Origin of the sequence: Vagococcus sp., assembly GCF_052102835.1 — a bacterium.
In the GTDB taxonomy this organism is placed as follows: domain Bacteria; phylum Bacillota; class Bacilli; order Lactobacillales; family Vagococcaceae; genus Vagococcus.
Window position 1 is genome coordinate 114,485 of the sequence record NZ_JBQEIL010000007.1, and the last position, 24,957, is coordinate 139,441.

Sequence of the window (24,957 nt, forward strand, 5' to 3'; positions counted from 1 at the left end):
TTACGGTTGTCCTTTATCAAGACGGCACAGAATATGCCCGTCAAGAAGTCAAAGCCGGGTCCGAAGGTAAGTGGTCTTATGAGTTTAAAGACTTACCTGAGTATTCCAAAGGCACGACAAAACGTTATCAATACACAGTTAAAGAAGGAAATGTACCTAAAGGTTATGAAAGTAGTGTGTCAGGTTATACCATCACGAATACTTATCAACCGATTACACCAGGAAAACCTGTTGATCCAACATCACCAACAAAACCGAAAGAAAATTTACCAAAAACTGGTGAACAAGATTATGTTGGTTTACAGTGGGTTGGTCTCTTGAGTTTATTTAGTGGTTTAGGTATGTTTGTTTATCAATCTCAAAGAAAAAGAAAAATGAAATAAAAGGTTAACAGTGGTAAAGGCCGAGTAGTTCAGCTTTTGCCACTGTTTTTAATTAAATAAAAATCAAATTAAAAACAAATGATAAAAAGATATGCTTTTTTATCTCTTTCATGTTATACTTGAACACAAGAAAAAAGAACAAGACTAAAAATATCTAGAGGTGCGAATAATCAAGAAGACTTTCTGAGTTTTAAGGAAACGAAGAAGAAAGTGAGAGGGGTTTTTCGCCGAAACATTAATGATATCCTTTGATGATTAATGTTGGGCTTATAGTGAATAACTATAAGACTGTCTCAGTAGTATGATACTGGGTTGCGCTAGGAATTTGATAAATAGATTTTATTTTCATTATTTATCCAACTCTACTGTTTAAAAGCAATCCTACTCATATGGTTAGGATTGCTTTTTTTTACTAACAAACAGGGAGCGAACTAGAATGAAAAGAAAAAATTTAAGAATGATGGTCATGATGGCATTCCTTTTACTAGGGATCTTAACGAGTAACAATTTACAAGCTTTTGCAGAGGAAAAAGAAAAGTTTGTCGTAGGAATGGAGGCAGGCTATCCTCCGTTTAACTGGACGCAAACGGATAATAGCAATGGAGCTGTCCCTATCCAGGGGTCTAAAGATTTTGCCGGTGGTTATGATATTGAAATTGCGAAACGTGTGGCGGAAGACTTGGATCGGGAATTAGTTATTTTTAAAACAGAATGGGATGGTTTAGCCCCTGCCTTAACATCAGGTAAAATAGATGCGATTGTTGCAGGTATGTCACCGACCGCGGAACGAAAACAAACGATTGATTTTACAGATACGTATTATAATTCCCATTTAGTTATGTTAGTGAAAAAAAATGGTCCTTATGATAGTGCAAAAAAATTAACTGATTTTGATGGAGCGAAAGTAACAGGACAACTTAACACGTTTCACTATTCAGTAATTGAACAAATACCAGGTGTTTCTCAGCAAACGGCAATGGATAATTTTCCAGCGATGCGTGTGGCATTGGAATCCGGAAAAATCGATGGTTATGTAACCGAACGTCCAGAAGGTGTGACTGCTGAGCAATTAAATCCTAATTTTAAAATGATTGAATTTAAAGAAGGGGATGGTTTTGAAACATCGCCAGAGGATACCTCAATTGCGATTGGTTTACGCAAAAATGACCCTGATACAGCTAAAATTAATACATTACTAGCAGGTATTTCAGCAGAAGAACGAACAAAGATTATGGATACAGCCATTGCACAACAACCTAGTGGAGAAACGAATGAAAATTGGATTGTTAAGATTGTTCGAGAAAATGGCCGAGCTTTCCTAAGAGGAGCTGGGACGACTTTATTCATTTCTTTAATTGGGACAGTGGTAGGAACGATATTAGGAATGGCGATTGGTATTTTTAGAACGGTCCCAACGCCACGTCAATTATTTGCTAAGATATTACACAAGTTATTAAATATTATTTTTACAGTCTATGTTGAAATATTTAGAGGAACACCGATGATTGTTCAAGCCATGGTTATTTATTATGGTTCTGCTCAAGCGTTCCATATCGATGTCAATCCCTTGATTGCCGCACTTTTCATCGTGTCAATCAATACTGGGGCTTACATGACAGAAATCGTTCGTGGTGGGATTTTCGCCGTAGATAAAGGTCAATTTGAAGCTGCTGAAGCGATTGGAATGACACATGGTCAAACCATGTGGAATGTTGTCATTCCTCAAGTCTTTAGAAATACATTGCCTGCAATTGGTAATGAGTTTGTGATTAATATTAAAGATACTTCTGTATTGAATGTAATTGCTGTTTCAGAGCTTTATTTCCAAGCGAAAACAGTGGCAGGTAGTAACTTCCGCTTCTTTGATACTTTCTTTGTCGCTTGTGTCATTTATTTTGTTATGACCTTTACGGTGACTCGTATTTTACGCTGGGTAGAACGTCGTATTGACGGTAATGACAGTGGTTCTCACAAATCATATGCCAATCAAATGCAAGTGACGAAACTAGAAAGAAGAGGCGAATAATAATGAATAACTTTGTTGAAATTAAAAATCTAGAAAAAAGTTTTGGTGAACAAAAGGTACTTAAAGGGATTAACATTGAAATTAAACAAGGCGAAATCGTGACCATTATTGGTTCGTCAGGTTCAGGAAAGTCAACACTTTTGCGTTGTATTAATTTATTAGAAACGCCGACGGCAGGCACGATTGAATTTAAAGGTGAAAATATTCTAGATAAAGGATACAATCTACCTCAGTATCGGGCTCATGTAGGGATGGTTTTTCAACAATTTAATTTATTTGAAAATCATAATGTCTTGAAAAATTGTACGGTTGGACAAGTAAAAGTTTTGAAGCGTTCCGAAGAAGAGGCACAGAAAATAGCATTAGAAAACCTTGAAAAGGTAGGGATGGCTGAGTTTGCCTATGCTCGTCCTTCACAGTTATCCGGCGGACAAAAACAAAGGGTGGCCATTGCTCGAGCGATTTCGATGGATCCAGATGTGATGCTGTTTGATGAGCCGACGTCTGCACTTGATCCTGAGATGGTAGGAGAAGTCCTGAATATTATGAGTGATTTAACCAAGACCGGATTAACGATGATAATTGTGACGCATGAGATGAAGTTTGCACAAGAAGTTTCAGACCGTGTTATTTTTATGGATCAAGGGGTTGTTGCAGAAGAAGGGGCACCAGATAAACTCTTTACGAAGCCAAAAGAAGAAAGAACGAAAGAGTTCTTGCAACGAATTTTAGAATAAAATAAAAAGGACTATCCTAACAATTTGTAAAAGTTAGGATAGTCCTTTCTTATCGCTAAAGGATTAGCTAATAAAATTAATATGATTAGTCACGTCAATTTTTTCATAAGAAATTTTAGGTTCATTAGCAGAAAGTTTTTTACCTGTAATAGCTAAACCAACGCCTGATTGAACAAACATTTCTCTATTGGTAATATCATAACCAGCCCAGTAGCGAGTGTAGTCACTTTTAGGTGTTTCTTCGTTAGTATGTTCAAGTCCACGTGGGATAATCAAGGGCCTAAAAGCCGCGTACAATTGAGCAATCCCATTTTTAGTATCAAAATCATCAATAAAGTTTTTGATAAAGTATGCTTTTACATAACGTGAAGGAGAGGTATAATCACCTGGTAAACCAAATAAACCATAACCTGTTCCGCCTTCAATCGGTTGCATTTTTTGATCTGATTTTAAATCTTGGTTTTGTTTCACTGCAATATTTTTTAAACCAATATAATTCCGAATATTGATTTCATGATAATCATATTCGGGACTATTTGCCATGACACCAGAATAATCATAAACTTTAAATTGCCCATTATTAACAGGTTCTAAAACAATCCCATCCCCTGATTCATCCACAAAAGAAAAATGTAAAGGATAATTAGCAGATAAACCATGTGCTTCATATTTTTGATCGACTAAAACGAGTTGATCAACAGCCTCTCTAAGTTCTTGAACATTTTTAAAATTAGTTAAAACGTAAGCAACAAATTCTTCTGCCAAGCAAGGTGTTAACTTTGTTTTAGCTAACTCTTCTTTGGACATCCAAGTAGCTTCTTTCAATACTTGGCAATCACCGACTAAACCTTTTTCATTGATGCCGTCGAATAAACAACTTGTTTCATCAATGGCTATTCCTAAAACCGCATACTTAGTGGTCCATTTATTGAGGTGACTAGGAAATTCTTGATTCGCTGGGATATTCATAATACTTGCTAAAGTTGGAAAACCACTATCTTCACCAAATAAAGGTAAATCTAAGTCAAGCGTCCTTCCGAAAAATAAATCACCATTCGTTGCTTTTAGAGTCATTCCAGTACACATTAAAAATCTTCCTCTCATAATTAGTTTTGTTTGTTCGATAATACTACGTTTATTGTTCAGTTGTCAAAGAAAAGGTCAGTCCTTTAACTTTTTTGTTTAAAATAAAGTAACAAGTAGAATAAGAATACTATAGTAGAAATAGTTAAATTTTTTTTATAAGAAAAGAAGAGAGATAGCAACTAAAAGCTTAATTACCCTTGATTGTTCCTCTTTTTTTTACATAAGTTGTTAAATTTTTGTTAGAATAGAACTAAGATTAAGGAAGGTGAAGCAAATGAAACAAGCAATAAGAGCTCAAGCATTAGAAAAAATAAGACAAAGTAAACATTTTGTTTTTATGACTGGTGCAGGTGTTTCTGTCCCTTCAGGTATTCCTGATTATCGTTCATTAGATGGAATTTATCAGGGGTTAGACCAACCTGAATATTTATTAAGTCGGACTTGTTTAATGAAGGAACCTCAAAAGTTTTATACGTTTGTTAAAAATCTCTATCACCCAGAAGCTCGTCCAAATATTATTCATCAGAAGATGGCTGCATTAGAATCAAATCATGATGTGACCGTAATTAGTCAAAATATTGATGGTCTTCATCAAGCGGCAGGGAGTCAACAGGTGATTAATTTTCATGGTAATTTATATGATTGTTATTGTATGAAGTGTGGTCAAACCGTTTCAGTAACAGCCTATATGGCAAGTGATAGTCACAGTTGTGGTGGACAAATACGTCCGAATGTTGTTCTTTATGAGGAAGGTTTGGATCCAGAAGCGATGACATTATCCATTAAAGCGTTAGAACAAGCGGATGTAGTAGTTGTTGTGGGGACAAGTTTAAAAGTTTATCCCTTCAGTGGTTTAATTCAATATCGGCACCCTAGTAGTGACCTGATTGTTATAAATAGAGAAGTTGTAGCACTTTTTGAAGACCATTTAATGGTGACAGGCTTGGCAGAGACTTTTTTTGAGGAATTGTAAAAGAAGTGAGGGAAAGAATGTTAGAAAAAACAAGACAAGAAATCGATACGATCGACGAAGAATTAGTCCGTTTATTTGAAAAAAGAATGATGTGTGTCGCTGAAGTGATTGCGATTAAAAAACAGAATAATAGTCCGATTTTAGATGAAGCGCGAGAAGAGGAAATTTTAAAGAAAGTTAGTGCTTTCGTTGAAAATCCAAAGTATGAAGAAGATGTTCGGGAATTATTTAAAACATTGATGGACCTTTCTAAAAAATATCAACTGGCACAAATAAATAAAACTTGACTAACTATCTGAAATACGATTAGTTAGTCAAGTTTTTAATCGGTTTTAGAGATAACTTTATCATTAACCGTTTGAATTGTGAGCGTTGGTTCTTGGTTATCTTTGTTAGAAAAATCATAAAAAGTAGTGATTTTTTCTGAGGTGTGATCGTTTGTTTTTATTTTTCTTATTTCATAGGGATTGCCTAAAAGAGAGAGAATGTCTTGTTGATTGAACCTATTTCCAATTTTAATTTTTTTATTCTGGTTGAGTTGTTTTTCTTTTGATAAAAAATCAGGTTTTTCTTTAACTAAGGTCATGGTTACTTGGTCCGGCAGATCATTCTGATAGCTTATATCAAAAACGGCAATTTTTTGCTTGTTTTTTTTAATTAGCCAACGAGCATGGCGGCGCTCAGGGAACTTATTTATAAAAAGAGGCTCACCCAATTTTTTTGTGAAGGTTGCAATGGATTGACTTTCCTTTTCTTTTTTTAAATCAATTTCGTCAATCAAATTGAAAACATAAGTTTCATCACTGGTTTCTTTTTTTGGTGTTTCAGTTGAACACGCACTCAAAAGTAAAAAGCTTAAAATAACGAGACCACTTATTTTTATTTTTGTCAAAAGATCACTCCTTATCGTCTTGATAATACTTCATTTCTGAAGAAATAGATAGTTTTAATTGAGGGATGAATCATAGCCTAATGACTGATTTTATGAAGGGATATATTGGTTTAACGACTTAGTTGGTTAAGTCCGTTATATCGAGTCTTGTTATAACAAAAAGTGTCACTCTTGTCTAATGATGGAGTGACACTTTTTTTATTTTAATTATCGAAGTGTGTTAATGATCATTGAATTCGATTTTTTGATAGTTATAGTCTAATGCTTCGACAAATTTTAAGACATCGGGAGTATCGACAAAAATCGTTTTTGTATTGACATTGGGGTGGAAACTCATTCGTTTTTCATCTAAAATTTCTTGGTCAAAATAAACATGAATGTCATGGTCATCATTGTTTAAAAGGCCGAAAATCGAAACAACACCAGGTGGTAGCTTCATTTTTTGCATTAAGCTATCAGAGGAGGCCATTTTGATTCGGTTGGCTTGGGTAATTTCTTTGAATTGCTCCATATTTAAACGTTTTTGATCATCCATGATAAGTAAATAATAAGCTGTTTTCTTTTTATTAGTTAAAAACATTGATTTGGTCCGAACGCCATCGATTCCTTCAATGAAGGTATCTGCTTCTTCTGTTGTTAATGCAGGGGGATGCTCGACAATCTCAAAAGGAATATTTAACTCTTTTAACTTAGTGACCAATTGTTGATATAGCTCCATAGTCGCTCTCCTCTTTCTGTTTTTATAGGATAACTTAATTGTATCTTAATTTATTAGAAGAGTGTAGCTATGAATAACAAAAAGCCTGTTCTTTTCTGAGCTTGAGAAGAAAAGAACAGGCTTTTTTTATTAAAAAATGATGACGGGGATACCTACATCAATCATACTAAACAACTTAGCACAGACTGCAGGGGGGGTATTAATACACCCATGTGATCCTACCGTTTTGTAAGATGTTCCACCATAAGCATCGGCATTTTGCCAAGGCGAGTCATGGATTCCAACGCCAGTCCAATCAATGGGCATCCAATAATCAACAGGGCTTGCGTAATCTTCCCCTCTTAAAATTTCATCTTCTTTTTTATTCCAAACGTAGAAGACGCCAGGTGGTGTCGGTGTGCTTGGTTTGCCAGTGACAACGGGAGTGTCTAAGACAGATTTCCCGTCTTTATATAACCACATGTGTTGGGCTTGTAAATCGACTTCAATATAAGTATTACCAATCAACGCGGCTCCAGGAGTAGCACTTCCTTGGAAGCTAGGCACCCGATTTTCGACACCATTTCCAGCAAGCAATAGGTTCGATAACTCTGCGACTTCGGTATCAGTGGCAATGGTCCAACTATACGCACCAGCAGGAACAGTGACTTCCCCACGTTTCGTACTATTAAATTTAGAAAAATTGGTACTGGTATTGTATTTATTTCCGAGTTCGGTAATGTATTCTTTTATTTTATCTTTATCTAAGGCGACTTTTTGGTCTGCAAAAGTAAACCAAGTGTGACTAATTTCTTTAGGTACCTCAATCTTTTGACCATTAATCGAATAAGAAATCGGTTGTGAATTCAAGCGTTCGATTTCATCAACAGCGGCAACCAATTCTTTGTCTGTCGAGACTGTTTTAGGTTTCTCGATAAAAGAGGTAAGGTTTACATTTGCTTGCCCTTCTAAAATATCTTTTTTAATTTGCGTCATGGCTTGGTTGAGATTTAAAGAGGCTCCTTGAACCTCCTTGACAATCGTATAATGGTTGTCAATAAATTCAATAGAAGCATCTTTTGTTTGGGTTTGTTCTTTATTATAAGCCTCTAAATCGACTTTAACTTGTTCCAAAGTGGCTGTTAACTTTTTTTCGTTTGTTGGTGCAGTTACAGCAGGATACTCTTGTTTTTGGAAAAAAGCTAATGGCCAAGACCAAGGATTTTGTTTAGAAAAAATATTGTTTGTTGTTTTTTCGATATCATAGGTCATCCCTAAATCTTCTTTAGGAATTTTTTTCCATTCGGTACTCTGATTAATAATATCAAAAGAAGTCGTTTTCAAACGGTCATGTAATTTATCTTGCGTTTGTTCTTTGGTTAGTTTGTCGACGGGTATTCCTTTAACTGTAGTTTTAAACAGGGTATGTGATTGGAAATAGATAGCGAAATACATATAAACCCCAATCAAAGCTACTAAGAGGAGTATCGGAAGAATGAAGCTAATTTTTCGTTTCATAATAACTACCTTTCTTTATTAAATATCTTGCAACGATATTGTATCACAACAAACAATAAAAACCAGTCTAAATAGGCTTCTATTAGTAATCGTTAATCTATCCTTTTTTCTGATTAATCCGGAGAAAGGGATAAGTTTTATTAAACTATTTTATTTCTCTGATTTACCTTTTAATGTAAGGTGTATTATACTAAGGAAATAAGAAGAAAGAAGCAGGTGAATTTAATGGGAAAATATCAATTAGATACAAAAGGAAAAACCGCTGTATCAAAATATCATGAAAAAAGAACGCCAATAAAAAAAGATAAAAAAGAACAACTTGATCAATTACGTGCAGATTATTTAAAAAAGAAAGAAGCCAAAGAAAAAAAATAAAAACAAACCTTCTTAACGACTTGATTTTAAAAGTGGTTAAGAAGGTTTGTTTTTATGCCTCAGCTTCCAATTGTTCGAAAGCTGCTAGCATAACTTCTTTAAGTTTTTCAGCTGAGTAATCAAATTTTTCTTGTTCTGCATCTGTGAGCGGAATTTCGACGATACTTTCAACTCCATTAGCATTGACAATCGCTGGGGAGCCAATATAGATATCCTTTAGCCCGTATTGTCCATCAAGATAAACGGATAGTGGAATAACAGCATTTTCGTCGTTCAAAATAGCACGTGTAATTCGTGATAAGGCAACGGCAATACCATAAAAAGTGGCCCCTTTTTTCTTGATGATTGTATAGGCAGCATCCCGAACTTTGAAAAAGATATTCACCATTTCTTCTTCATCAATCTCAGGGTGATCTTTGACCCATTCATAGATTTGAAGTCCTGCAATGTTGGCATGTGACCAAACGGGAAATTCGGTATCGCCATGCTCACCTAGAATATAACCATGTACATTTCGTGCATCAACATTGACTAATTCAGCAATCGTTTGACGGAAACGGGCTGAATCAAGTGACGTTCCACTTCCTATCACTTTATTTTGCGGAAAGCCAGAGAATTTCCAAGTCGCATAAGTCATAATATCAACAGGATTGCTTGCGATGAGGAAGATGCCATCAAAACCAGAGGCAACAATATCGTTCACAATTGTTTTGAAAAGTTTTAGATTTTTATTAACAAGATCGAGTCGTGTTTCACCAGGTTTCTGTGCAGCACCTGCTGTGATGACTACAAGATCAGCATCCTCACAGTCCGTATACTTAGCAGCATAAATTTTTTTAGGAGAGGTGAAAGCTAGAGCATGGGATAAATCAAGAGCATCCCCTTCGGCTTTTTCAATATTGATATCAATAATACCTATCTCTTGTGCAATATCTTGTGTCACGAGTGCAAAAGCATAACTAGAACCAACAGCCCCATTACCAATGATGATCACTTTTTGTTTCTTTTTATTTTTTAAGGTCATAAATATCAAACACTCCTTTATTTTCTGTTTCTTTAAGTATAGCATTCGCTAAATAGCGTGTCATTTTTGAAGATTTTTAAATCAGAGAATGAAAAGCAATCTAAAAGAAATCCTAAACTCTCTACTTAATCAGTAGAATTATCTTTCAAAGGATGTCATAATTAAGGGAATTGAAAAATAGCGCTCGTCGCGTTTTGAGAAGAGAAGGAGAGACAGTTAATGAAATTAATTGTTGGCTTGGGAAATCCAGGTGCTAAATATCGTGCAACAAAACACAATATTGGTTTCATCACATTAGATGAAATAGCGTATCGTGAAAAAATAGAATTTAATAAACACCAGTTTGAAGCAGACCTTGCAGAATTTTTTGTAGAGGGTGAAAAGGTAGTTCTAGTGAAACCGCAAACTTTTATGAATGAATCGGGACGTGCTGTTGGTCCCTTGATGGATTATTATCAAGTCAAAATAGAGGATGTCATTGTTATTTATGATGATTTAGATTTGACGATTGGTCGGATTCGATTGCGTCAAAAAGGGAGTGCTGGAGGACATAATGGCATCAAAAGCTTAATTAGTCATCTTGGAACACAAGCGTTTAATCGAATTCGCATTGGTATTGACCGTCCAATAGCGCCACAGACGGTTGTTTCTTACGTTTTGAGTCCCTTTCCTAAAGAAACTCATGATGAGATGTTAGCTTCGGTCAATCAAGCAGCAGATGCTGTTGGATTTTGGTTGAAGGGACATTCTTTTGTTGATACCATGAATCAATTTAATATTAAAAAAAGTTAAGAAAAATACACGAGGGGAGGAGAAACTGATATGTATCGGGCTCCAGGAATAATAGAAAAAATAATGAGCCACCCAGGAATTAAAGAGTGGTCAAATGGTTTAGTCGAACTACCGATGCAACTTGTGACAGGTTTATCGGGCTCTGCTAAGTCTTTACTGATGGCAAGTATGTTAGAACAAAAAAAGAAAGTTGTCATTTTAACTCCTAATCTTTACTATGCTCATCGATTGGTTGACGATTTAAGCCAAATTATCGCTGAAGAGGTGCTCTATTTTTTCCCAGTGGATGAAGTTGCAGCAGTCGAGATGTCTTTCTCATCGCCTGAATCACTAACGGATAAAATAAACGCTCTTTCTTTCTTAGTTTCTGATCAAGCGGGAATTTTAGTGACTTCTTTAGCAGGCTTTCGCAAGTACTTACCAAGTCCTAAAGTTTGGGAAGCCAGTTTTTTAACTTTTAATTATCAAACAGAAGTTGATTTGGAAAAAGTCCCTCAACAACTGGTTTCACTGGGATATGAACGTCAAAAAATGATTGGTAAGCCAGGTGAATTCAGCGTAAGAGGGAGTATCATTGATATTTATCCACTCACAAATGAATACCCTGTTCGAATTGATTTGTTTGATACTGAAATCGACTCAATTCGTTTATTTGACGTGGAAACACAGCGTTCTTTAGAGACGATTGAACAAGTTGTTATTCCACCAGCAACACTGGATTTAATGACAGTTTCTCAATTGGAACAAGGCGCGGAATTAATGAAGGATCGTTTAACACAAAAAATAACAGCAATAAAAGATAATGAGATGAAAGGTCAACTGGCTTCTTATCGGGATTATCTTGTCAGTGAATGGTCGCAAGGTCACCCAACGGATGAAACGAAATTATATACTAGTTTGTTGTATGGTAAAACGACGTTTACTTTGATGGATTATCTTGCGGAAGATGATTTTTTAGTTGTGGATGATTATAGTCGTTTGGTCGAATCTGAGCGTGAGTTGTTACGCGAAGAAGCGGAATGGATGACGATGAAGCTTGAAGAACAAGTGATTTTCGATGATCAAACGTTTGGTGCTGATTTTCGAACATTGTTAAAGAAAGCACCTCAACATAAGACCTTTTTCTCACTTTTTCAAAAGGGAATGGGACGGATGAAATTTCAAGCGATTCATCCGATTCAATATCGTCCAATGCAACAATTTTTTGGTCAGATGTCACTTCTTAAAACAGAGTTAGATCGTTGGCATAAACAAGAACAAACCGTTGTTTTATTAGCTGAATCGGAAGAACGACGCTCAATTTTAGAGAAACTACTGATTGACTTAGAAGTTCCAGCGGTGGTTAATGATCAACAACATTTATTACCAGGTAAAACACAGATTATGTCAGGGCAACTGGCCTCTGGTTTTGAATTACCTGAAAGTAAATTTGTGATTGTACTAGAGAAAGAGATTGTTCATACACGGACAAAAAAGAGAGCCCGGAAGACGACAGTCTCGAATGCTGAACGCTTAAAAAGTTATAATGAACTCAAGCCTGGTGATTTTGTTGTCCATCTGAATCACGGGATTGGTAAGTACATTGGGATGGAAACGTTAAAAAGTGGTGGGATTCATCAGGACTATATGACCATCTTATATAAAAATAACGATAAATTATTTATTCCAGTGACTCAGTTAGATATGATTCAAAAATATGTTTCTTCTGAGTCAAAAACACCAAAAGTTAATAAATTAGGTGGAAGTGAGTGGATTAAAACAAAGCGCAAAGTTTCCGCTAAGGTTGAAGATATTGCTGATGATTTAATCAAGCTCTATGCAGAGCGAGAAGCAGAAAAAGGCTATGCTTTTAGTCCGGAAGATGATTATCAGCGTGAATTTGATGATCGTTTTCCTCACTCAGAAACAGAAGATCAATTGCGAAGTATTCAAGAAATTAAAAAAGATATGGAACGGGAACGCCCGATGGACCGCTTATTAGTGGGAGATGTAGGGTATGGGAAAACAGAGGTCGCTTTAAGAGCCGCTTTTAAAGCGATTAAAGACGGCAAACAGGTAGCCTTTTTAGTGCCTACTACTATATTAGCGCAACAACATTATGAAACTATGATCGAACGTTTTGCTGATTTTCCAGTAACGATTGGTTTGTTGAGCCGCTTTAGAACGAAAAAACAACAAACTGAAACGTTAGATGAATTAAAACGGGGCCGAGTGGATATCGTTGTTGGAACACACCGAGTCCTATCAAAAGATGTTGAATTTATGGATTTAGGTTTACTCATCGTAGATGAAGAACAACGTTTTGGTGTGAAGCACAAGGAACGTCTTAAACAATTAAAGGCTCAAGTGGATGTTCTAACGTTAACAGCGACCCCAATTCCTCGAACGTTGCATATGTCTATGCTTGGAGTTCGGGATTTATCTGTCATCGAGACACCACCTGCCAATCGTTATCCAATTCAAACTTATGTGATGGAAAAGAATTTTGGAGCTATCCGCGAAGCCTGCGAACGTGAGATGGCTCGTGGGGGGCAGATTTTCTATTTGTATAATCGAGTGGATACGATTGAACAAAAAGTGGATGAACTCCAACAAATCTTACCCGAAGCACGAATTGCTTATGCTCATGGACAACTCACCGAAGTTCAGCTTGAAAATGTTTTGTTAGAGTTTATTAATGGTGAATACGATGTACTCGTGACAACGACCATTATCGAAACGGGCGTTGATATTCCAAATGTGAACACTTTATTTGTTGAAAATGCGGATTATATGGGCTTGTCACAATTGTATCAATTACGTGGTCGGGTAGGTCGTAGTAATCGAGTAGCCTATGCGTATTTTATGTATGAAGCCCAGAAAATATTGACCGAAGTTAGTGAAAAACGTCTCCAAGCGATCAAAGACTTTACTGAACTAGGGTCAGGCTTTAAAATAGCGATGCGGGATTTATCAATTCGTGGTGCAGGTAATTTATTAGGCTCACAACAGCATGGCTTTATTGATTCGGTTGGATTTGATATGTATACACAAATGTTAACTGAAGCAGTGAACCGAAAACAAGGAAAGACGGCAACAGATAGTCGTACCATCACTGAAATTGACTTGGGAATTGATGCCTATGTTCCAACAGGTTATATTGAAGATGAACGTCAAAAAATTGAAATTTATAAACGGATTCGTCAGTTAGAGAGTCAAGAAGCTTATGAAGAATTAGAAGCTGATTTAATTGACCGTTTTGGTGACTATCCAGATGAAGTCGCTAATTTATTGACAGTTGGCTTGATTAAGATGAATAGTGACTATGCGTTGATTGAAAAGGTTGTAAAAAAAGAAGCAACGATTATTATTGAATTAAGTAAAGAAGGTACTAATATCTATACAGTGGAACAATTGTTTAAAGCTTTAGCTAGCACGACGTTAAAAGCAGAGGTAAAACCAGATGCGGGAAAAATGTATATCCATCTAAAAGTGTCACCTAAATTAGCGACGGCTGTTTGGTTACAAGAAATCGCCCAATTTGTAGCGGCTGTTCGGGAACAAAAATATCAAAGAAAAAGTGATGCCGATGGTAACAAGTAAAGAAACACCTGATTTGGGAAAAGCAAGTCGCCATATGTTACAAGGGACGATGATTTTAACACTCACCTCTTTGATCGTTAAAATTTTAAGTGCGGTTTATCGCGTACCATTTCAAAATTTAGTGGGGGATGAAGGATTCTATGTTTATCAACAAGTTTATCCTATCTACGGGATTGGGATGACTCTCGCTCTGTCTGGGTTGCCTGTTTATTTGTCTAAGATTTTAGCAGCTGAGAAAGAAACCGAGAAGACCAAACAATTAACGTCACTATTTTTTTTAATGGTGAGTGGAGTGGCCTTGACCCTTTTTGCCTTGATTTTTTTTGGTGCAGGTTGGTTAGCGGAACGAATGGGAGATCAAGGCTTAACACAGCCATTACGCTCTGTTTCTTTTCTCTTTTTATTTATTCCTTTTTTAGCTAGTTATCGAGGCTTTTATCAAGGGGAATTAAACATGCGTCCGACGGCTTTCTCTCAACTAACGGAACAAGCTTTGCGCGTTTTCGTGATTTTTTTAGCAGGATTCCTTTACATTCAATCACAATTATCGATTTATCAAGTTGGGACCCTTGCAATGGCAGGTTCTTCGGTGGGGGCAGTGGGCGCATTCGTCGTTCTGTTAGTCATGCGCAAAGAAAAGATTTGGTCTTGGCATTTAAAGGGGCTGACACGTGCTGAAATCAAGCATTTTTTAGTTCGTTTAATTAAAGAAGGGGGCACCCTTTGTTTTTATAGTGCCTATTTGGTTTTTTTTCAACTAGTCGATTCTTTTGAAGTCAAAAACGCTTTAGTTCAGCATGGATTACCAGAATTGGCGGCGAAGATAACAAAAGGAGTTTTTGATCGAGGACAACCACTCGTTCAAGTTGGTTTAGTCGTTTCACTATCCATGACGACGACTTTTTTACCTTTGTTGACGCGCTATTATGCCAATCATCAGACACAATCTTATGAAAAATTAGTTCAAACTTTTTTAAAGCTCTCATTCATGATTGCAAGTGCTGCAGCGTTTGGTTTAGCTTTAATCCTTCCTTTTATCAATGTGACTCTTTTTAAAGATAATGCGGATAGTTTGGCATTAAGTCTTTATGTTTTGTCGGTCTTTTTTATCGCCATGATTCAAGTCTATCAAACTATTTTTCAAAGTTGTAACCAAGTGATGCTTCCGTTATTAACGGCAGGCGTAGGCTTATTTGTTAAAATGTTATTAACAAAACCGTTGACGGTCGCTCTAGGAACAGTCGGAACTAGTTTGAGTACTTTGTTGAGCTTAGCGGTGTGTTTAGGTTTGCTACATGTCCTATTAAGAAGGAAATTATCATTTAAATTATTGTCGGAATCCTTTTATTTGAAAATGAGTGGCATCTTAAGTGTGATGAGTGTGTTATTATTAAGTTATCGATGGTTCATTTTTGATGTGTTTGGTCAGGTAGATAACCGTTTGCTAATGTTTCTTTTAACTTTAGTCGGTGTTTTTATAGGCATTGTGGTAGTTTTGCTTGGTTTATCACGTTGGCAAGTATTAACAGCAGAAGAATGGGGATTTTTCCCATTAGGAATTAAGTTTCAGAAAATTTTAAGACACAAGGAGAAATAAAGATGCGTTTGGATAAATTTTTAAAAGTTTCTAGAATTATTAAACGTCGAACTGTTGCAAAAGAAATTGCAGATAAAGGACGTATTCAAGTGAATGGTCAATTAGCGAAGTCGTCAACGACTGTTAAAGTTGGCGACAAGCTTAAAATTATTTTTGGTAATAAAACGTTAGAAGTTCGCGTGATCATGATTAAAGAAACAACAAAAAAAGATGAAGCAAAGGATTTATATGAAGTAATTAGTGAAACTATTGGAAATCAGACAGAAAGTTTGGATTAAAATTAGACAATGCTTTCAGTACTTGGTATAATGAATTATCTTTAAATTTGTGATAGGAGTTTTTTAATGACCATGAAAAAAGAAAGTGGCTTATTAACATTAGAAGAAAAAACGACTAAATTGTCTCTTGATCAAACGAGAAAAGAAACAAAAAGTTTAATCTTTAAACGTCGTCGAATCATGGTGATGGCAGCGATTATTTTTTTAGTGTTTTCTTTCATTGGCTTTAATCTATTCCAAAATAGTCAAAAGTTATTATCGTTGCGTGAAACAAAACAAGAAGTTAACCATGAATACAAAAAAACGTCAGCGGAACAAAAAGAATTACAAGATGAAGTTAATTTATTGCATGATCAAGAATACATGGAAAAAGTAGCACGTTCAAAATACTTTTATTCAAAAGAAGGCGAACAGGTTTACAGTATTCCCGAGTTAAATAACTCGACACAAACTAGTGGGAACAAATAAATTAAATATAGATTATATAAGAAGGTTCAAGGAGGAAAAAATTTTTTATGTCAATTGAAGTAGGGGTAAAGCTACCTGGAAAAGTTTCAGGAATTACCAATTTCGGAGCATTTGTTGATTTAGGGGACGGCAAAACGGGATTAGTTCATATTAGTGAGGTATCTAATAGTTTCGTCAAAGATATTAACGATTGTTTAACTGTTGGAGATGCAGTAGAAGTAAAAGTAATGTCCATCGGTGATGATGGTAAGATTGGGTTGTCTATTAAGCGTGCAAATGAAGAAAAACAACCAGAGCGAAAAAGAGAATATAAAAGAACCAATTTTAAATCAGATCGTGGGAACACTTCTAGAAAACCAGCAGCACCTGCTCAAAAGAAAGAAACTTTCGATACATTAATGAGTTCATTTTTAAAAGATAGCGATGATCGTTTAAGTTCATTACGCCGTAATACAGAAGGTAAACGTGGTGGACGTGGTGGACGTCGTAACTAATTAAAGATAAATAATAAGTAAGAGGTTGTGGTCGTAAAGGACTACAGCCCTTTTTTTACTTTTAAAACGGAGGAAAGTAATGTCTCTTTTTCAACGATTTGTAAACCATGTTGCTACTAATAAATGGTGGCAACCAGAAGATAAAGTGTTACTAGCTGTTTCGAGTGGTGTGGATTCGATGGTTCTTTTAGAATTAATGAATCGATTACCAAGCCCTTTAAAACCTAAAATCGGTGTGGTTCATATCAATCATCAGCTGCGGCCTTCTTCTAATATAGAAGCCGATTTTTTACAAAACTATTGTTTAGAACGTGACCTGCCATATTATTGTCGAACGTGGATGGAGGGCTTAAGTATTCAAAGTCATATTGAAAAAAAAGCGCGCGATTTTCGTTATGCCAGTTTTGCTTCTGTGGCAGAGGAAGCAGAGTACACTCATTTATTAACGGCTCATCATCAAGATGATCAAGTTGAAACTATTTTGATGCGCTTAATTAGTGGGCATCGCTTGAAAAGTTTAGAAGGGATTGTTTCTAAGCGACAACTAGGGGAAGTGGCGTTATTACGTCCTTTACTGCCTTATCGAAAGACAGAGTTGTCTGTTTTTGCCAAGGAAGAGAGAATTCCTTACTTTGAAGATGAATCAAACCAAGAATTAACTTATTTTCGTAATCGAATTCGTCATGAGCTTATTCCTCGATTGAAGGAGGAAAATCAGCAGGTAGAGCATCATTTGGTTCGTTTCGCAGAAAAAATTAGTTTAGGTAATGAATTGATTGAGCAAATGATTACTCCTTTGTATGAGACTATTTTTCAATATGAAGCCAAAACATGGTGCATTAATCAAGTTTTGTTTGAACAGGCGACACTAGCAGAGCAAACGTTTATGTTAGACAAGTGGTGCGTTCATTTTATAGAAGAAACAGGTCTCTCAATGAGTCAAAATTTACAAGCAGTCTTATTTAAACAATTAACAGAACCTCATGCATACCTTTTAGTTCCTTTGAAAAAAGATTGGGTTTCGGAGCGGAGCTATGAAAAGATTAAAATTTCTCAAAAAAAACAAAAACAATTAACCCTTTTATCACGGTTTAATGTTAAACTAAATACTGGAATACAATTATCTAAGCACGAATGGTTTGGCTTTTTTGAAGAAGGTTGTGAAGAAATTCCGAACAATCATTTAAATTGGCAAAAATACGAATTAATGATAACATTGCCAGATACACCAGAAATAATTCTTCGAAAAAGACAAGCAGGCGACCGAATTATCTACAATCATCAAGGTCAAAGCAAACGAATTTCTCGTTATTTTATAGATGAAAAAGTACCACATAAAGCTCGTGACGAAAGTTGGGTTGTCAGTACACCGGATGATGAATTAATTTGGTTGGTTCCATTCAGGGAATCTTATTTGAGTATTCAAAATGAAACTGCTAAAATACAATATAAGCTTATCTACTGTAAACAGTGGGATAAGTAAGTTTGGAAGGAGAAACTTATGTTAGAAAGAGACATAGAAAAAGTATTTTATTCAGAAGAGAAGATTCAAGAGCGTGTGCGAATCTTAGGGAAACAAATTAGTGAGGATTACCAAGATAAAAACCCGTTAGTTGTTGGTGTTTTAAAAGGGGCTGTCCCGTTTTTAGCGGATTTAGTTCGTGCGACACCAATCCATTTAGAAATGGACTTTATGGATGTATCTAGTTATGGTAATGCCACGGTTTCTTCTGGAGAAGTTCGTATTTTAAAAGATTTAGATACAGTAGTAGAAGGTCGTCATATTATTTTAGTAGAAGACATTATCGATAGTGGTCGTACACTGAAATATTTGGTTGAGATGCTAAAACATCGTAAAGCGGCGTCGGTTCGTATTGTGACTATGCTGGATAAACCTGAAGGCCGTGTTGTTGAAATGACTGCGGATTATGTTGGTTTTGATGTACCGAACGAATTTGTGGTTGGCTATGGTTTAGATTATGCTGAAAATTACCGTAATTTGCCTTATATTGGTGTGTTAAAACCAGAAATTTATGAAAATGCGTAAAACAAAAAAATAAAAAGTAAGCCCTTAAGTTAAGGATTTCTTAAAGATGAAGGAGGACATGAATGAATAAGAAAAATTCAGGCATGAAGAATTCCCTTTATTATATCATTGTCTTTTTATCAATGATTATGATTGTGTATTTCTTTTTTGGCCAGGGTGGAGATCAATCACCTAAAATTAATTATTCAACATTTTACGAAAAATTAAAAGATGAACAAGTCAAAGAATTTTCTGTGCAACCAGATAATGGTGTCTATCAAATCACTGGTGAATACTTTGATGAACAAAAAGTAGCAGATGCTGGTGGGTTACCTGTTTTTGGTAAAACAAATATTAAGTCAAAACGATTTACCACAACCGTATTACCTAATGATGGCACAATTCAAAATATCACAGAGGCTGCTAAAGATAGCAAAACAAAATTTGTAGTAAAAGAACAATCAAGTAGTGGTATGTGGTTGTCAATGTTACTTGGATTTGTACCTTTTATCTTTTTAATCTTTATGTTTTATATGATGATGGGCCAAGGCGGTCAAGGTGGCGGCAATGGTCGTGTCATGAACTTTGGTAAATCAAAAACGAAAGAAACAGATAAAAAAGATATTAAGGTTCGTTTTTCTGATGTTGCTGGTGCAGAAGAAGAAAAACAAGAATTAGTTGAAGTGGTTGAATTCTTGAAAGATCCACGGCGATTTGTTGCCCTGGGTGCCCGTATTCCGGCGGGGGTTCTTCTAGAAGGTCCTCCAGGAACAGGTAAAACATTACTTGCTAAAGCCGTTGCTGGTGAAGCTGGTGTTCCATTCTACTCAATCTCAGGATCAGATTTTGTTGAGATGTTTGTAGGGGTTGGAGCGAGCCGTGTTCGTGATTTATTCGAAACTGCTAAAAAGTCAGCGCCTGCGATTATTTTTATTGATGAAATTGATGCAGTCGGTCGTCAACGTGGTGCTGGTATGGGTGGCGGACACGATGAACGTGAACAAACCCTAAATCAATTATTAGTTGAAATGGATGGTTTTGGTGGTAATGAAGGGGTCATCGTCATTGCAGCTACTAACCGTTCGGATGTACTGGATCCTGCATTACTACGTCCAGGCCGTTTTGACCGTCAAATTTTAGTTGGAACTCCGGATGTTAAAGGTCGTGAGCAAATCTTGAAGGTTCATTCACGCAATAAACCATTAGCATCAGATGTTGACTTGAAAGTCGTAGCACAACAAACGCCAGGCTTTGCTGGGGCAGATTTAGAAAACGTCTTAAACGAAGCTGCTTTAGTAGCTGCTCGTCGTAATAAAAAGAAAATTGACGCTTCCGATATTGATGAAGCGCAAGATCGTGTGATTGCAGGTCCAGCTAAAAAAGATCGTGTGATTAGTAAAAAAGAACGTGACATGGTGGCTTATCATGAAGCGGGACATACGATTTGTGGGTTAGTACTTAGTGATGCACGTATCGTTCATAAAGTAACGATTGTCCCTCGTGGTCGTGCAGGGGGTTACATGATTGCTTTACCTAAAGAAGATCGCTTCTTGATGACGAAAACAGAAATGTTTGAACAAATCGTAGGTCTTTTAGGTGGTCGTGTTGCTGAAGAAGTTTTCTTCGACTCACAATCAACAGGTGCAAGTAATGACTTTGAACAAGCCACTCGTTTAGCTCGTTCAATGGTGACTGAATATGGAATGAGTGATGCATTAGGACCTGTTCAATATGAAGGAAACCATCAAGTCTTTATTGGCCGTGATTATGGACAAACAAAAGCTTACTCTGAACAAATTGCTTACCAAATTGATGAAGAAGTTCGTAAGATTTTAATGAGTGCACATAAAAAAGCGCACGAAATTATTAATGAACATCGCGAGCGCCATGAAGTCATTGCGAAAGCATTGTTAGAATACGAAACACTAGATGCGAAACAAATCAAATCACTATTTGAAGAAGGCGTGATGCCGGTTAAAATAGAAGAAGATGAATTTCCAAGTGAAAAAGAAGGTTCTTTCGAAGCGGCTAAAGAAGCTTTAGAAAAGAAAGATGCTGAAAAACAAATTGAAGAACGCGAAGAATTTGAAGAAGAAGTCAAGGAAACTTACGAATCTGAAGATGATGAGCAAAAATAGTTTTAAGATTTGAACAAATACGTTATGATGAGTGGGATATACGAAAGTGTACCCCACTTTTCCTTTTCTAAAAGGTTAAATTTTTAAAATATAGAGAGAAGAGATGAGTTGATAAAGATGAATGATTATTTAGTAAAAGCTCTTTGTTTTGATGGGCAAATACGTGCAATGGCTGTTCGTTCAACGGAAGCAGTCGCTGAGGCACAAAGAAGACAAGACACATGGCGAGCAGCCACGGCGGCTTTAGGTCGTACGATGAGTGCGTCGTTAATGTTAGGCGCGATGCATAAAAACGATGAAAAATTAACAGTAAAAGTTCAAGGTGATGGCCCGATTGGTGCGATTATCGTTGATGTTGATGCACATGGTAATGTTAAAGGTTACCCTAAAAACCCTCATGTTAATTTACCTGCTAATGAAAAAGGCAAAATAGATGTTCGAGGCGCGGTAGGAACAGAAGGTTTTATTTCAGTCATTAAAGATTTAGGTCTTAAAGAACCCGTTTCTGGTCAAGTGCCACTTGTTTCAGGTGAACTAGCAGAGGATTTCACCTATTATTTAGCCAATTCAGAACAAGTTCCTTCAGCTGTTGGTCTGAGTGTATTAGTTGATAATGAAAATGACGATGCTGTCAAAGCCGCAGGTGGGTTCATGATTCAGGTGATGCCGGGAGCGACAGAGGAAACGATTAGTGAGATTGAAAAAAGAATTGCTGATATTCCGATGGTTTCTAAACTATTAGATGCTGGTGAATCTCCTGAAGAGATTTTATATCGTCTTTTAGGTAAAGAAAATGTAACGATTTTAGAAAAATCACCGGTTCAATTTTATTGTGATTGTTCAAAAGAGCGTTTTGCTGCTGCTATTATTACGTTGGGAGCGAAAGAAATTCAAGCAATGATTGATGAAGACCACGGTGCAGAAGCAGTTTGTCACTTCTGTGGTGAAAAATATTACTATGACGAACAAGAATTAGTCGGGTTATGCCAAGAGGCGCTTGAGAACTAAGGGGGAAGCAGTTTTGTGGAAGATAGGCAACGTTGAAATTCCCAATCGAGTGGTGGTTGCTCCGATGGCAGGGATTAGTAATGCCGCTTTTAGAGTTACGGTCAAAGAGTTTGGTGCTGGTCTGGTCGTCTGTGAGATGATTAGTGATAAAGGAATCCAACATCGAAATAAAAAGACGCTAGAGATGCTCTATATTGATGAGAAAGAACATCCGTTAAGTCTTCAGATTTTTGGAGGCAGTAAAGAAACCTTGGTAGAGGCTGCTAAATTTGTTGAAGCGAATACGACAGCAGACATGATTGATATCAATATGGGATGTCCGGTTAATAAAGTAATCAAGGCCGAGGCGGGCGCGAGATGGTTGTTAGATCCCAATAAGGTTTATGAGATGGTTGAAGCTGTTTCGAGTGCTGTCAGCGTTCCTGTGACGGTTAAAATGCGTATAGGCTGGGATGAGGAACATGTTTTTGCAGTAGAGAATGCTAAGGCAGCTGAAAGTGCAGGTGCGGCCGCGATTGCGATGCATGGTCGTACACGAGTACAAATGTATGAAGGAAAAGCAAATTGGGAGATTTTGAAAGAAGTGAAAAAGCATCTTTCTATCCCGTTTATGGGGAATGGTGATGTTCGTACACCAGAAGATGCCAAGCGAATGTTGGAAGAAGTGGGTTGCGATGGTGTGATGATTGGTCGCGCGGCTTTAGGTAATCCTTGGATGATTTATCGCACGCAGCATTATTTAGAAACGGGGGAATTAGTTGTAGAACCAACCCCTGTTGAAAAAATAGTTACTGCAAAATTACATTTGTCGCGCTTGATTCATTTAAAAGGTGAAAAAATAGCGTGTCGCGAATTTCGACAACATGCTGCTTACTATTTAAAAGGAGCGCCACGGGCAGCAAAAACAAAATTAGCCATTAATCAAGCGGAGACTGAGGCTCAGGTAATCGAAATTTTCGACAATTACCTTGCTAACTTAACTGCAAAAGGGCTAGTAAGCTAATAATATAAGAAGAAAGGGCAAAACCAACTTGCCTTTTTTTGTTTTATTGTGGCATTATAGAGATAAAATAAATATTAGGAGGATGTAACGTGTCAAAAGAAATTCAAGGTCACGAAGAAATGAATGATCAACTCATTGTTAGAAGAGAAAAATTAGCGGAGTTACGTTCTAAGGGACTAGATCCGTTCGGTGGTCGTTTTGAACGTACGACTAACTCAAAAGAACTACACGAACAATATGATGATAAAACAAAAGAAGAGTTACAAGAATTAGGACTAACAGCGACGATTGCTGGTCGTATTATGACAAAGCGCGGTAAAGGTAAAGTTGGTTTTGCTCATTTACAAGATAGAGAAGGCCAAATTCAAGTTTACGTGCGTAAAGATGCTGTAGGTGAAGAAGAGTATGACTTGTTTAAACAAGCAGACTTAGGAGATTTTATTGGAGTAACAGGTGAAATCATGAAAACCGATATGGGTGAAGTGACGATTAAACCGACGACATTAACTTTTCTATCTAAAGCGTTACGTCCGTTACCAGATAAATATCATGGGTTAACTAATATTGAGCAAAAATATCGTCAACGCTATTTAGATTTGATTAGTAATCGGGATAGTTTTGATAAATTTGTTAAACGTAGTGAAATTATTCGAGAAATCCGTAATTATTTAAATGGCTTAGGTTATTTAGAAGTTGAAACACCAACACTGCACAATATGGCTGGTGGAGCAGCGGCTCGTCCGTTTATCACGCATCACAATGCGTTAGACATGGAATTATACTTACGTATCGCGTTAGAATTACATTTAAAGCGATTAATCGTAGGTGGTATGGAAAAAGTGTATGAAATCGGTCGAGTATTCCGTAATGAAGGAACAGATACCACTCACAATCCTGAATTTACAATGATTGAAGTTTATACAGCATACACGGATTACAATGATATTATGGATTTAACAGAAGGTATTATCACGAATGCGGCTCAAAAAGTACTCGGTACATTGCAAATAACTTATGGAGATCATGCTCTAGATTTAGGTAAGCCTTGGAGAAGAGTGCATATGGTAGATGCAATAAAAGAAGTAACAGGTGTTGATTTCTGGAAACATATGACAGATGAAGAAGCCCGTGAAATTGCTAAAGCGCATAATGTTCACGTTGAAAATCATATGGATTATGGTCATGTAATTAATGAGTTTTTTGAAGAATTTGTGGAAGACACACTAGTTCAACCTACTTTTATCTATGGGCACCCGGTGTCAATTTCACCATTGGCTAAGAAAAATCCAGTAGATGATCGCTTCACGGATCGCTTTGAAGTGTTTATTGTCGGACATGAATACGGAAATGCTTTTACAGAATTAAATGATCCAATCGATCAAAGAGAACGTTTTGAAGCACAAATGCGTGAAAAAGATTTAGGAAATGATGAAGCTCATGGAATTGATGAAGATTTCCTTGAAGCTTTAGAATATGGAATGCCGCCAACAGGTGGTCTAGGTATTGGAATTGACCGTTTAGTGATGCTCTTAACTAATTCTCAATCTATTAGAGATGTTTTATTATTCCCAACAATGCGTTAGAAACTAAGGATACAGGAGCTTAAAGGCTCCTGTTCATTTTTTATAACGCATGATTTTTTAAACAAATGAAAAAAACAATTGACGAATGGTCAATATCTTGGTATATTTATCTACGTTGTCAACGCGACAACAAATACTTTAAAAAAACTTAATACTTTTTGAAAGAAAACTGTTGACAAGTTGTTGGTAACTTGGTATGATGTAAAAGTTGCTAACGCGACAAAGTTTAGACCTTTGAAAACTGAACAAAGTAAGACGAACCAAATGTGTAGGTGTT

The 24,957-nt window shown here is 36.4% G+C and carries 23 protein-coding genes and 1 riboswitch; of the genes, 18 read left to right on the top strand and 5 right to left on the bottom strand.

Features of this window, described 5'->3' with window-relative positions; all coding sequences use genetic code 11:
• The 3 genes from ACTJFD_RS08485 to ACTJFD_RS08495 all read left to right on the top strand — a co-directional run.
• Positions 1-383 (top strand): Cna B-type domain-containing protein (locus ACTJFD_RS08485; RefSeq protein WP_442260914.1); only part of this gene is annotated, 383 nt, incomplete at its 5' end.
• 147 nt (positions 384-530) lie between these two features.
• Positions 531-711, top strand: a riboswitch (Lysine riboswitch).
• A 108-nt stretch (positions 712-819) separates the two neighbouring features.
• Positions 820-2,409 carry an ABC transporter permease subunit gene (locus ACTJFD_RS08490; RefSeq protein WP_442260915.1) on the top strand — a complete coding sequence of 530 codons (1,590 nt, stop codon included), beginning with the start codon at positions 820-822 and terminating at the stop codon, positions 2,407-2,409.
• A 2-nt stretch (positions 2,410-2,411) separates the two neighbouring features.
• The gene (locus ACTJFD_RS08495) at positions 2,412-3,146 is read left to right on the top strand and encodes an amino acid ABC transporter ATP-binding protein (protein WP_442260916.1); all 735 of its coding nucleotides are present in this window, start codon (positions 2,412-2,414) and stop codon (positions 3,144-3,146) included.
• Between the two features lie 63 nt (positions 3,147-3,209).
• On the opposite strand, the gene ACTJFD_RS08500 is transcribed toward ACTJFD_RS08495, so the two are convergent.
• A complete protein-coding gene (locus ACTJFD_RS08500; RefSeq protein ID WP_442260917.1) occupies positions 3,210-4,232 on the bottom strand; it encodes a linear amide C-N hydrolase in 1,023 nt (340 codons plus the stop codon).
• A 274-nt stretch (positions 4,233-4,506) separates the two neighbouring features.
• Here ACTJFD_RS08500 and ACTJFD_RS08505 point away from each other — a divergent pair, with 274 nt between their 5' ends.
• Together ACTJFD_RS08505 and ACTJFD_RS08510 are read left to right on the top strand one after the other, a co-directional pair.
• Entirely contained in the window at positions 4,507-5,205 is a 699-nt protein-coding gene (locus ACTJFD_RS08505) for an NAD-dependent protein deacylase (protein WP_442260918.1), read from the top strand.
• Positions 5,206-5,222: 17 nt separating this feature from the next.
• Positions 5,223-5,492 (top strand): chorismate mutase, encoded by a 270-nt coding sequence (locus tag ACTJFD_RS08510; RefSeq protein WP_442260919.1) that lies wholly within the window; start codon positions 5,223-5,225, stop codon positions 5,490-5,492.
• Positions 5,493-5,527: 35 nt separating this feature from the next.
• Here ACTJFD_RS08510 and ACTJFD_RS08515 read toward each other — a convergent pair whose 3' ends face one another.
• From ACTJFD_RS08515 to ACTJFD_RS08525, 3 genes are all read right to left on the bottom strand, one after another.
• The gene (locus tag ACTJFD_RS08515) at positions 5,528-6,097 is read right to left on the bottom strand and encodes a hypothetical protein (RefSeq protein WP_442260920.1); all 570 of its coding nucleotides are present in this window, start codon (positions 6,095-6,097) and stop codon (positions 5,528-5,530) included.
• A 220-nt stretch (positions 6,098-6,317) separates the two neighbouring features.
• Complete coding sequence (locus tag ACTJFD_RS08520) at positions 6,318-6,815, bottom strand: prolyl-tRNA synthetase associated domain-containing protein (protein ID WP_442260921.1); 498 nt, start codon at positions 6,813-6,815, stop codon at positions 6,318-6,320.
• A gap of 129 nt (positions 6,816-6,944) precedes the next feature.
• Positions 6,945-8,312, bottom strand: a complete 1,368-nt coding sequence (locus tag ACTJFD_RS08525; RefSeq protein WP_442260922.1) for a L,D-transpeptidase family protein — start codon at positions 8,310-8,312, stop codon at positions 6,945-6,947.
• A gap of 225 nt (positions 8,313-8,537) precedes the next feature.
• Here ACTJFD_RS08525 and ACTJFD_RS08530 point away from each other — a divergent pair, with 225 nt between their 5' ends.
• Complete coding sequence (locus ACTJFD_RS08530) at positions 8,538-8,687, top strand: hypothetical protein (RefSeq protein ID WP_442260923.1); 150 nt, start codon at positions 8,538-8,540, stop codon at positions 8,685-8,687.
• Between the two features lie 52 nt (positions 8,688-8,739).
• On the opposite strand, the gene ACTJFD_RS08535 is transcribed toward ACTJFD_RS08530, so the two are convergent.
• Positions 8,740-9,711, bottom strand: a complete 972-nt coding sequence (locus ACTJFD_RS08535) for an L-lactate dehydrogenase (RefSeq protein WP_442260924.1) — start codon at positions 9,709-9,711, stop codon at positions 8,740-8,742.
• 219 nt (positions 9,712-9,930) lie between these two features.
• Between ACTJFD_RS08535 and pth the strand changes: the two genes are divergently transcribed.
• The 12 genes from pth (at position 9,931) to lysS (ending at position 24,680) form a co-directional block, all read left to right on the top strand.
• A complete protein-coding gene (gene pth / locus ACTJFD_RS08540) occupies positions 9,931-10,503 on the top strand; it encodes an aminoacyl-tRNA hydrolase (RefSeq protein ID WP_442260925.1) in 573 nt (190 codons plus the stop codon).
• 30 nt (positions 10,504-10,533) lie between these two features.
• The gene (mfd, locus tag ACTJFD_RS08545) at positions 10,534-14,085 is read left to right on the top strand and encodes a transcription-repair coupling factor (RefSeq protein WP_442260926.1); all 3,552 of its coding nucleotides are present in this window, start codon (positions 10,534-10,536) and stop codon (positions 14,083-14,085) included.
• Positions 14,066-15,682, top strand: a complete 1,617-nt coding sequence (locus ACTJFD_RS08550; RefSeq protein WP_442260927.1) for a putative polysaccharide biosynthesis protein — start codon at positions 14,066-14,068, stop codon at positions 15,680-15,682. Before mfd ends, ACTJFD_RS08550 begins: the two co-directional genes overlap by 20 nt.
• Positions 15,683-15,684: 2 nt before the next feature.
• Entirely contained in the window at positions 15,685-15,960 is a 276-nt protein-coding gene (locus ACTJFD_RS08555; RefSeq protein WP_442260928.1) for an RNA-binding S4 domain-containing protein, read from the top strand.
• 66 nt (positions 15,961-16,026) lie between these two features.
• Entirely contained in the window at positions 16,027-16,428 is a 402-nt protein-coding gene (locus ACTJFD_RS08560; protein WP_442260929.1) for an FtsB family cell division protein, read from the top strand.
• 47 nt (positions 16,429-16,475) lie between these two features.
• Entirely contained in the window at positions 16,476-16,922 is a 447-nt protein-coding gene (locus ACTJFD_RS08565) for a S1 domain-containing RNA-binding protein (RefSeq protein WP_442260930.1), read from the top strand.
• Between the two features lie 79 nt (positions 16,923-17,001).
• Positions 17,002-18,405: a tRNA lysidine(34) synthetase TilS gene (gene tilS / locus ACTJFD_RS08570; RefSeq protein ID WP_442260931.1), complete on the top strand. Its 1,404-nt coding sequence runs from the start codon at positions 17,002-17,004 to the stop codon at positions 18,403-18,405.
• 18 nt (positions 18,406-18,423) lie between these two features.
• Positions 18,424-18,969: a hypoxanthine phosphoribosyltransferase gene (gene hpt, locus ACTJFD_RS08575; protein WP_442260932.1), complete on the top strand. Its 546-nt coding sequence runs from the start codon at positions 18,424-18,426 to the stop codon at positions 18,967-18,969.
• A 62-nt stretch (positions 18,970-19,031) separates the two neighbouring features.
• On the top strand, positions 19,032-21,086 hold the full coding sequence (gene ftsH / locus ACTJFD_RS08580; RefSeq protein ID WP_442260933.1) for an ATP-dependent zinc metalloprotease FtsH: 2,055 nt from the start codon (positions 19,032-19,034) through the stop codon (positions 21,084-21,086).
• 117 nt (positions 21,087-21,203) lie between these two features.
• A complete protein-coding gene (hslO, locus tag ACTJFD_RS08585; RefSeq protein ID WP_442260934.1) occupies positions 21,204-22,094 on the top strand; it encodes an Hsp33 family molecular chaperone HslO in 891 nt (296 codons plus the stop codon).
• 13 nt (positions 22,095-22,107) lie between these two features.
• Positions 22,108-23,097, top strand: a complete 990-nt coding sequence (dusB, locus tag ACTJFD_RS08590) for a tRNA dihydrouridine synthase DusB (protein ID WP_442260935.1) — start codon at positions 22,108-22,110, stop codon at positions 23,095-23,097.
• 119 nt (positions 23,098-23,216) lie between these two features.
• A complete protein-coding gene (lysS, locus tag ACTJFD_RS08595; protein WP_442260937.1) occupies positions 23,217-24,680 on the top strand; it encodes a lysine--tRNA ligase in 1,464 nt (487 codons plus the stop codon).
• The last annotated feature ends 277 nt before the right edge of the window (positions 24,681-24,957 follow it).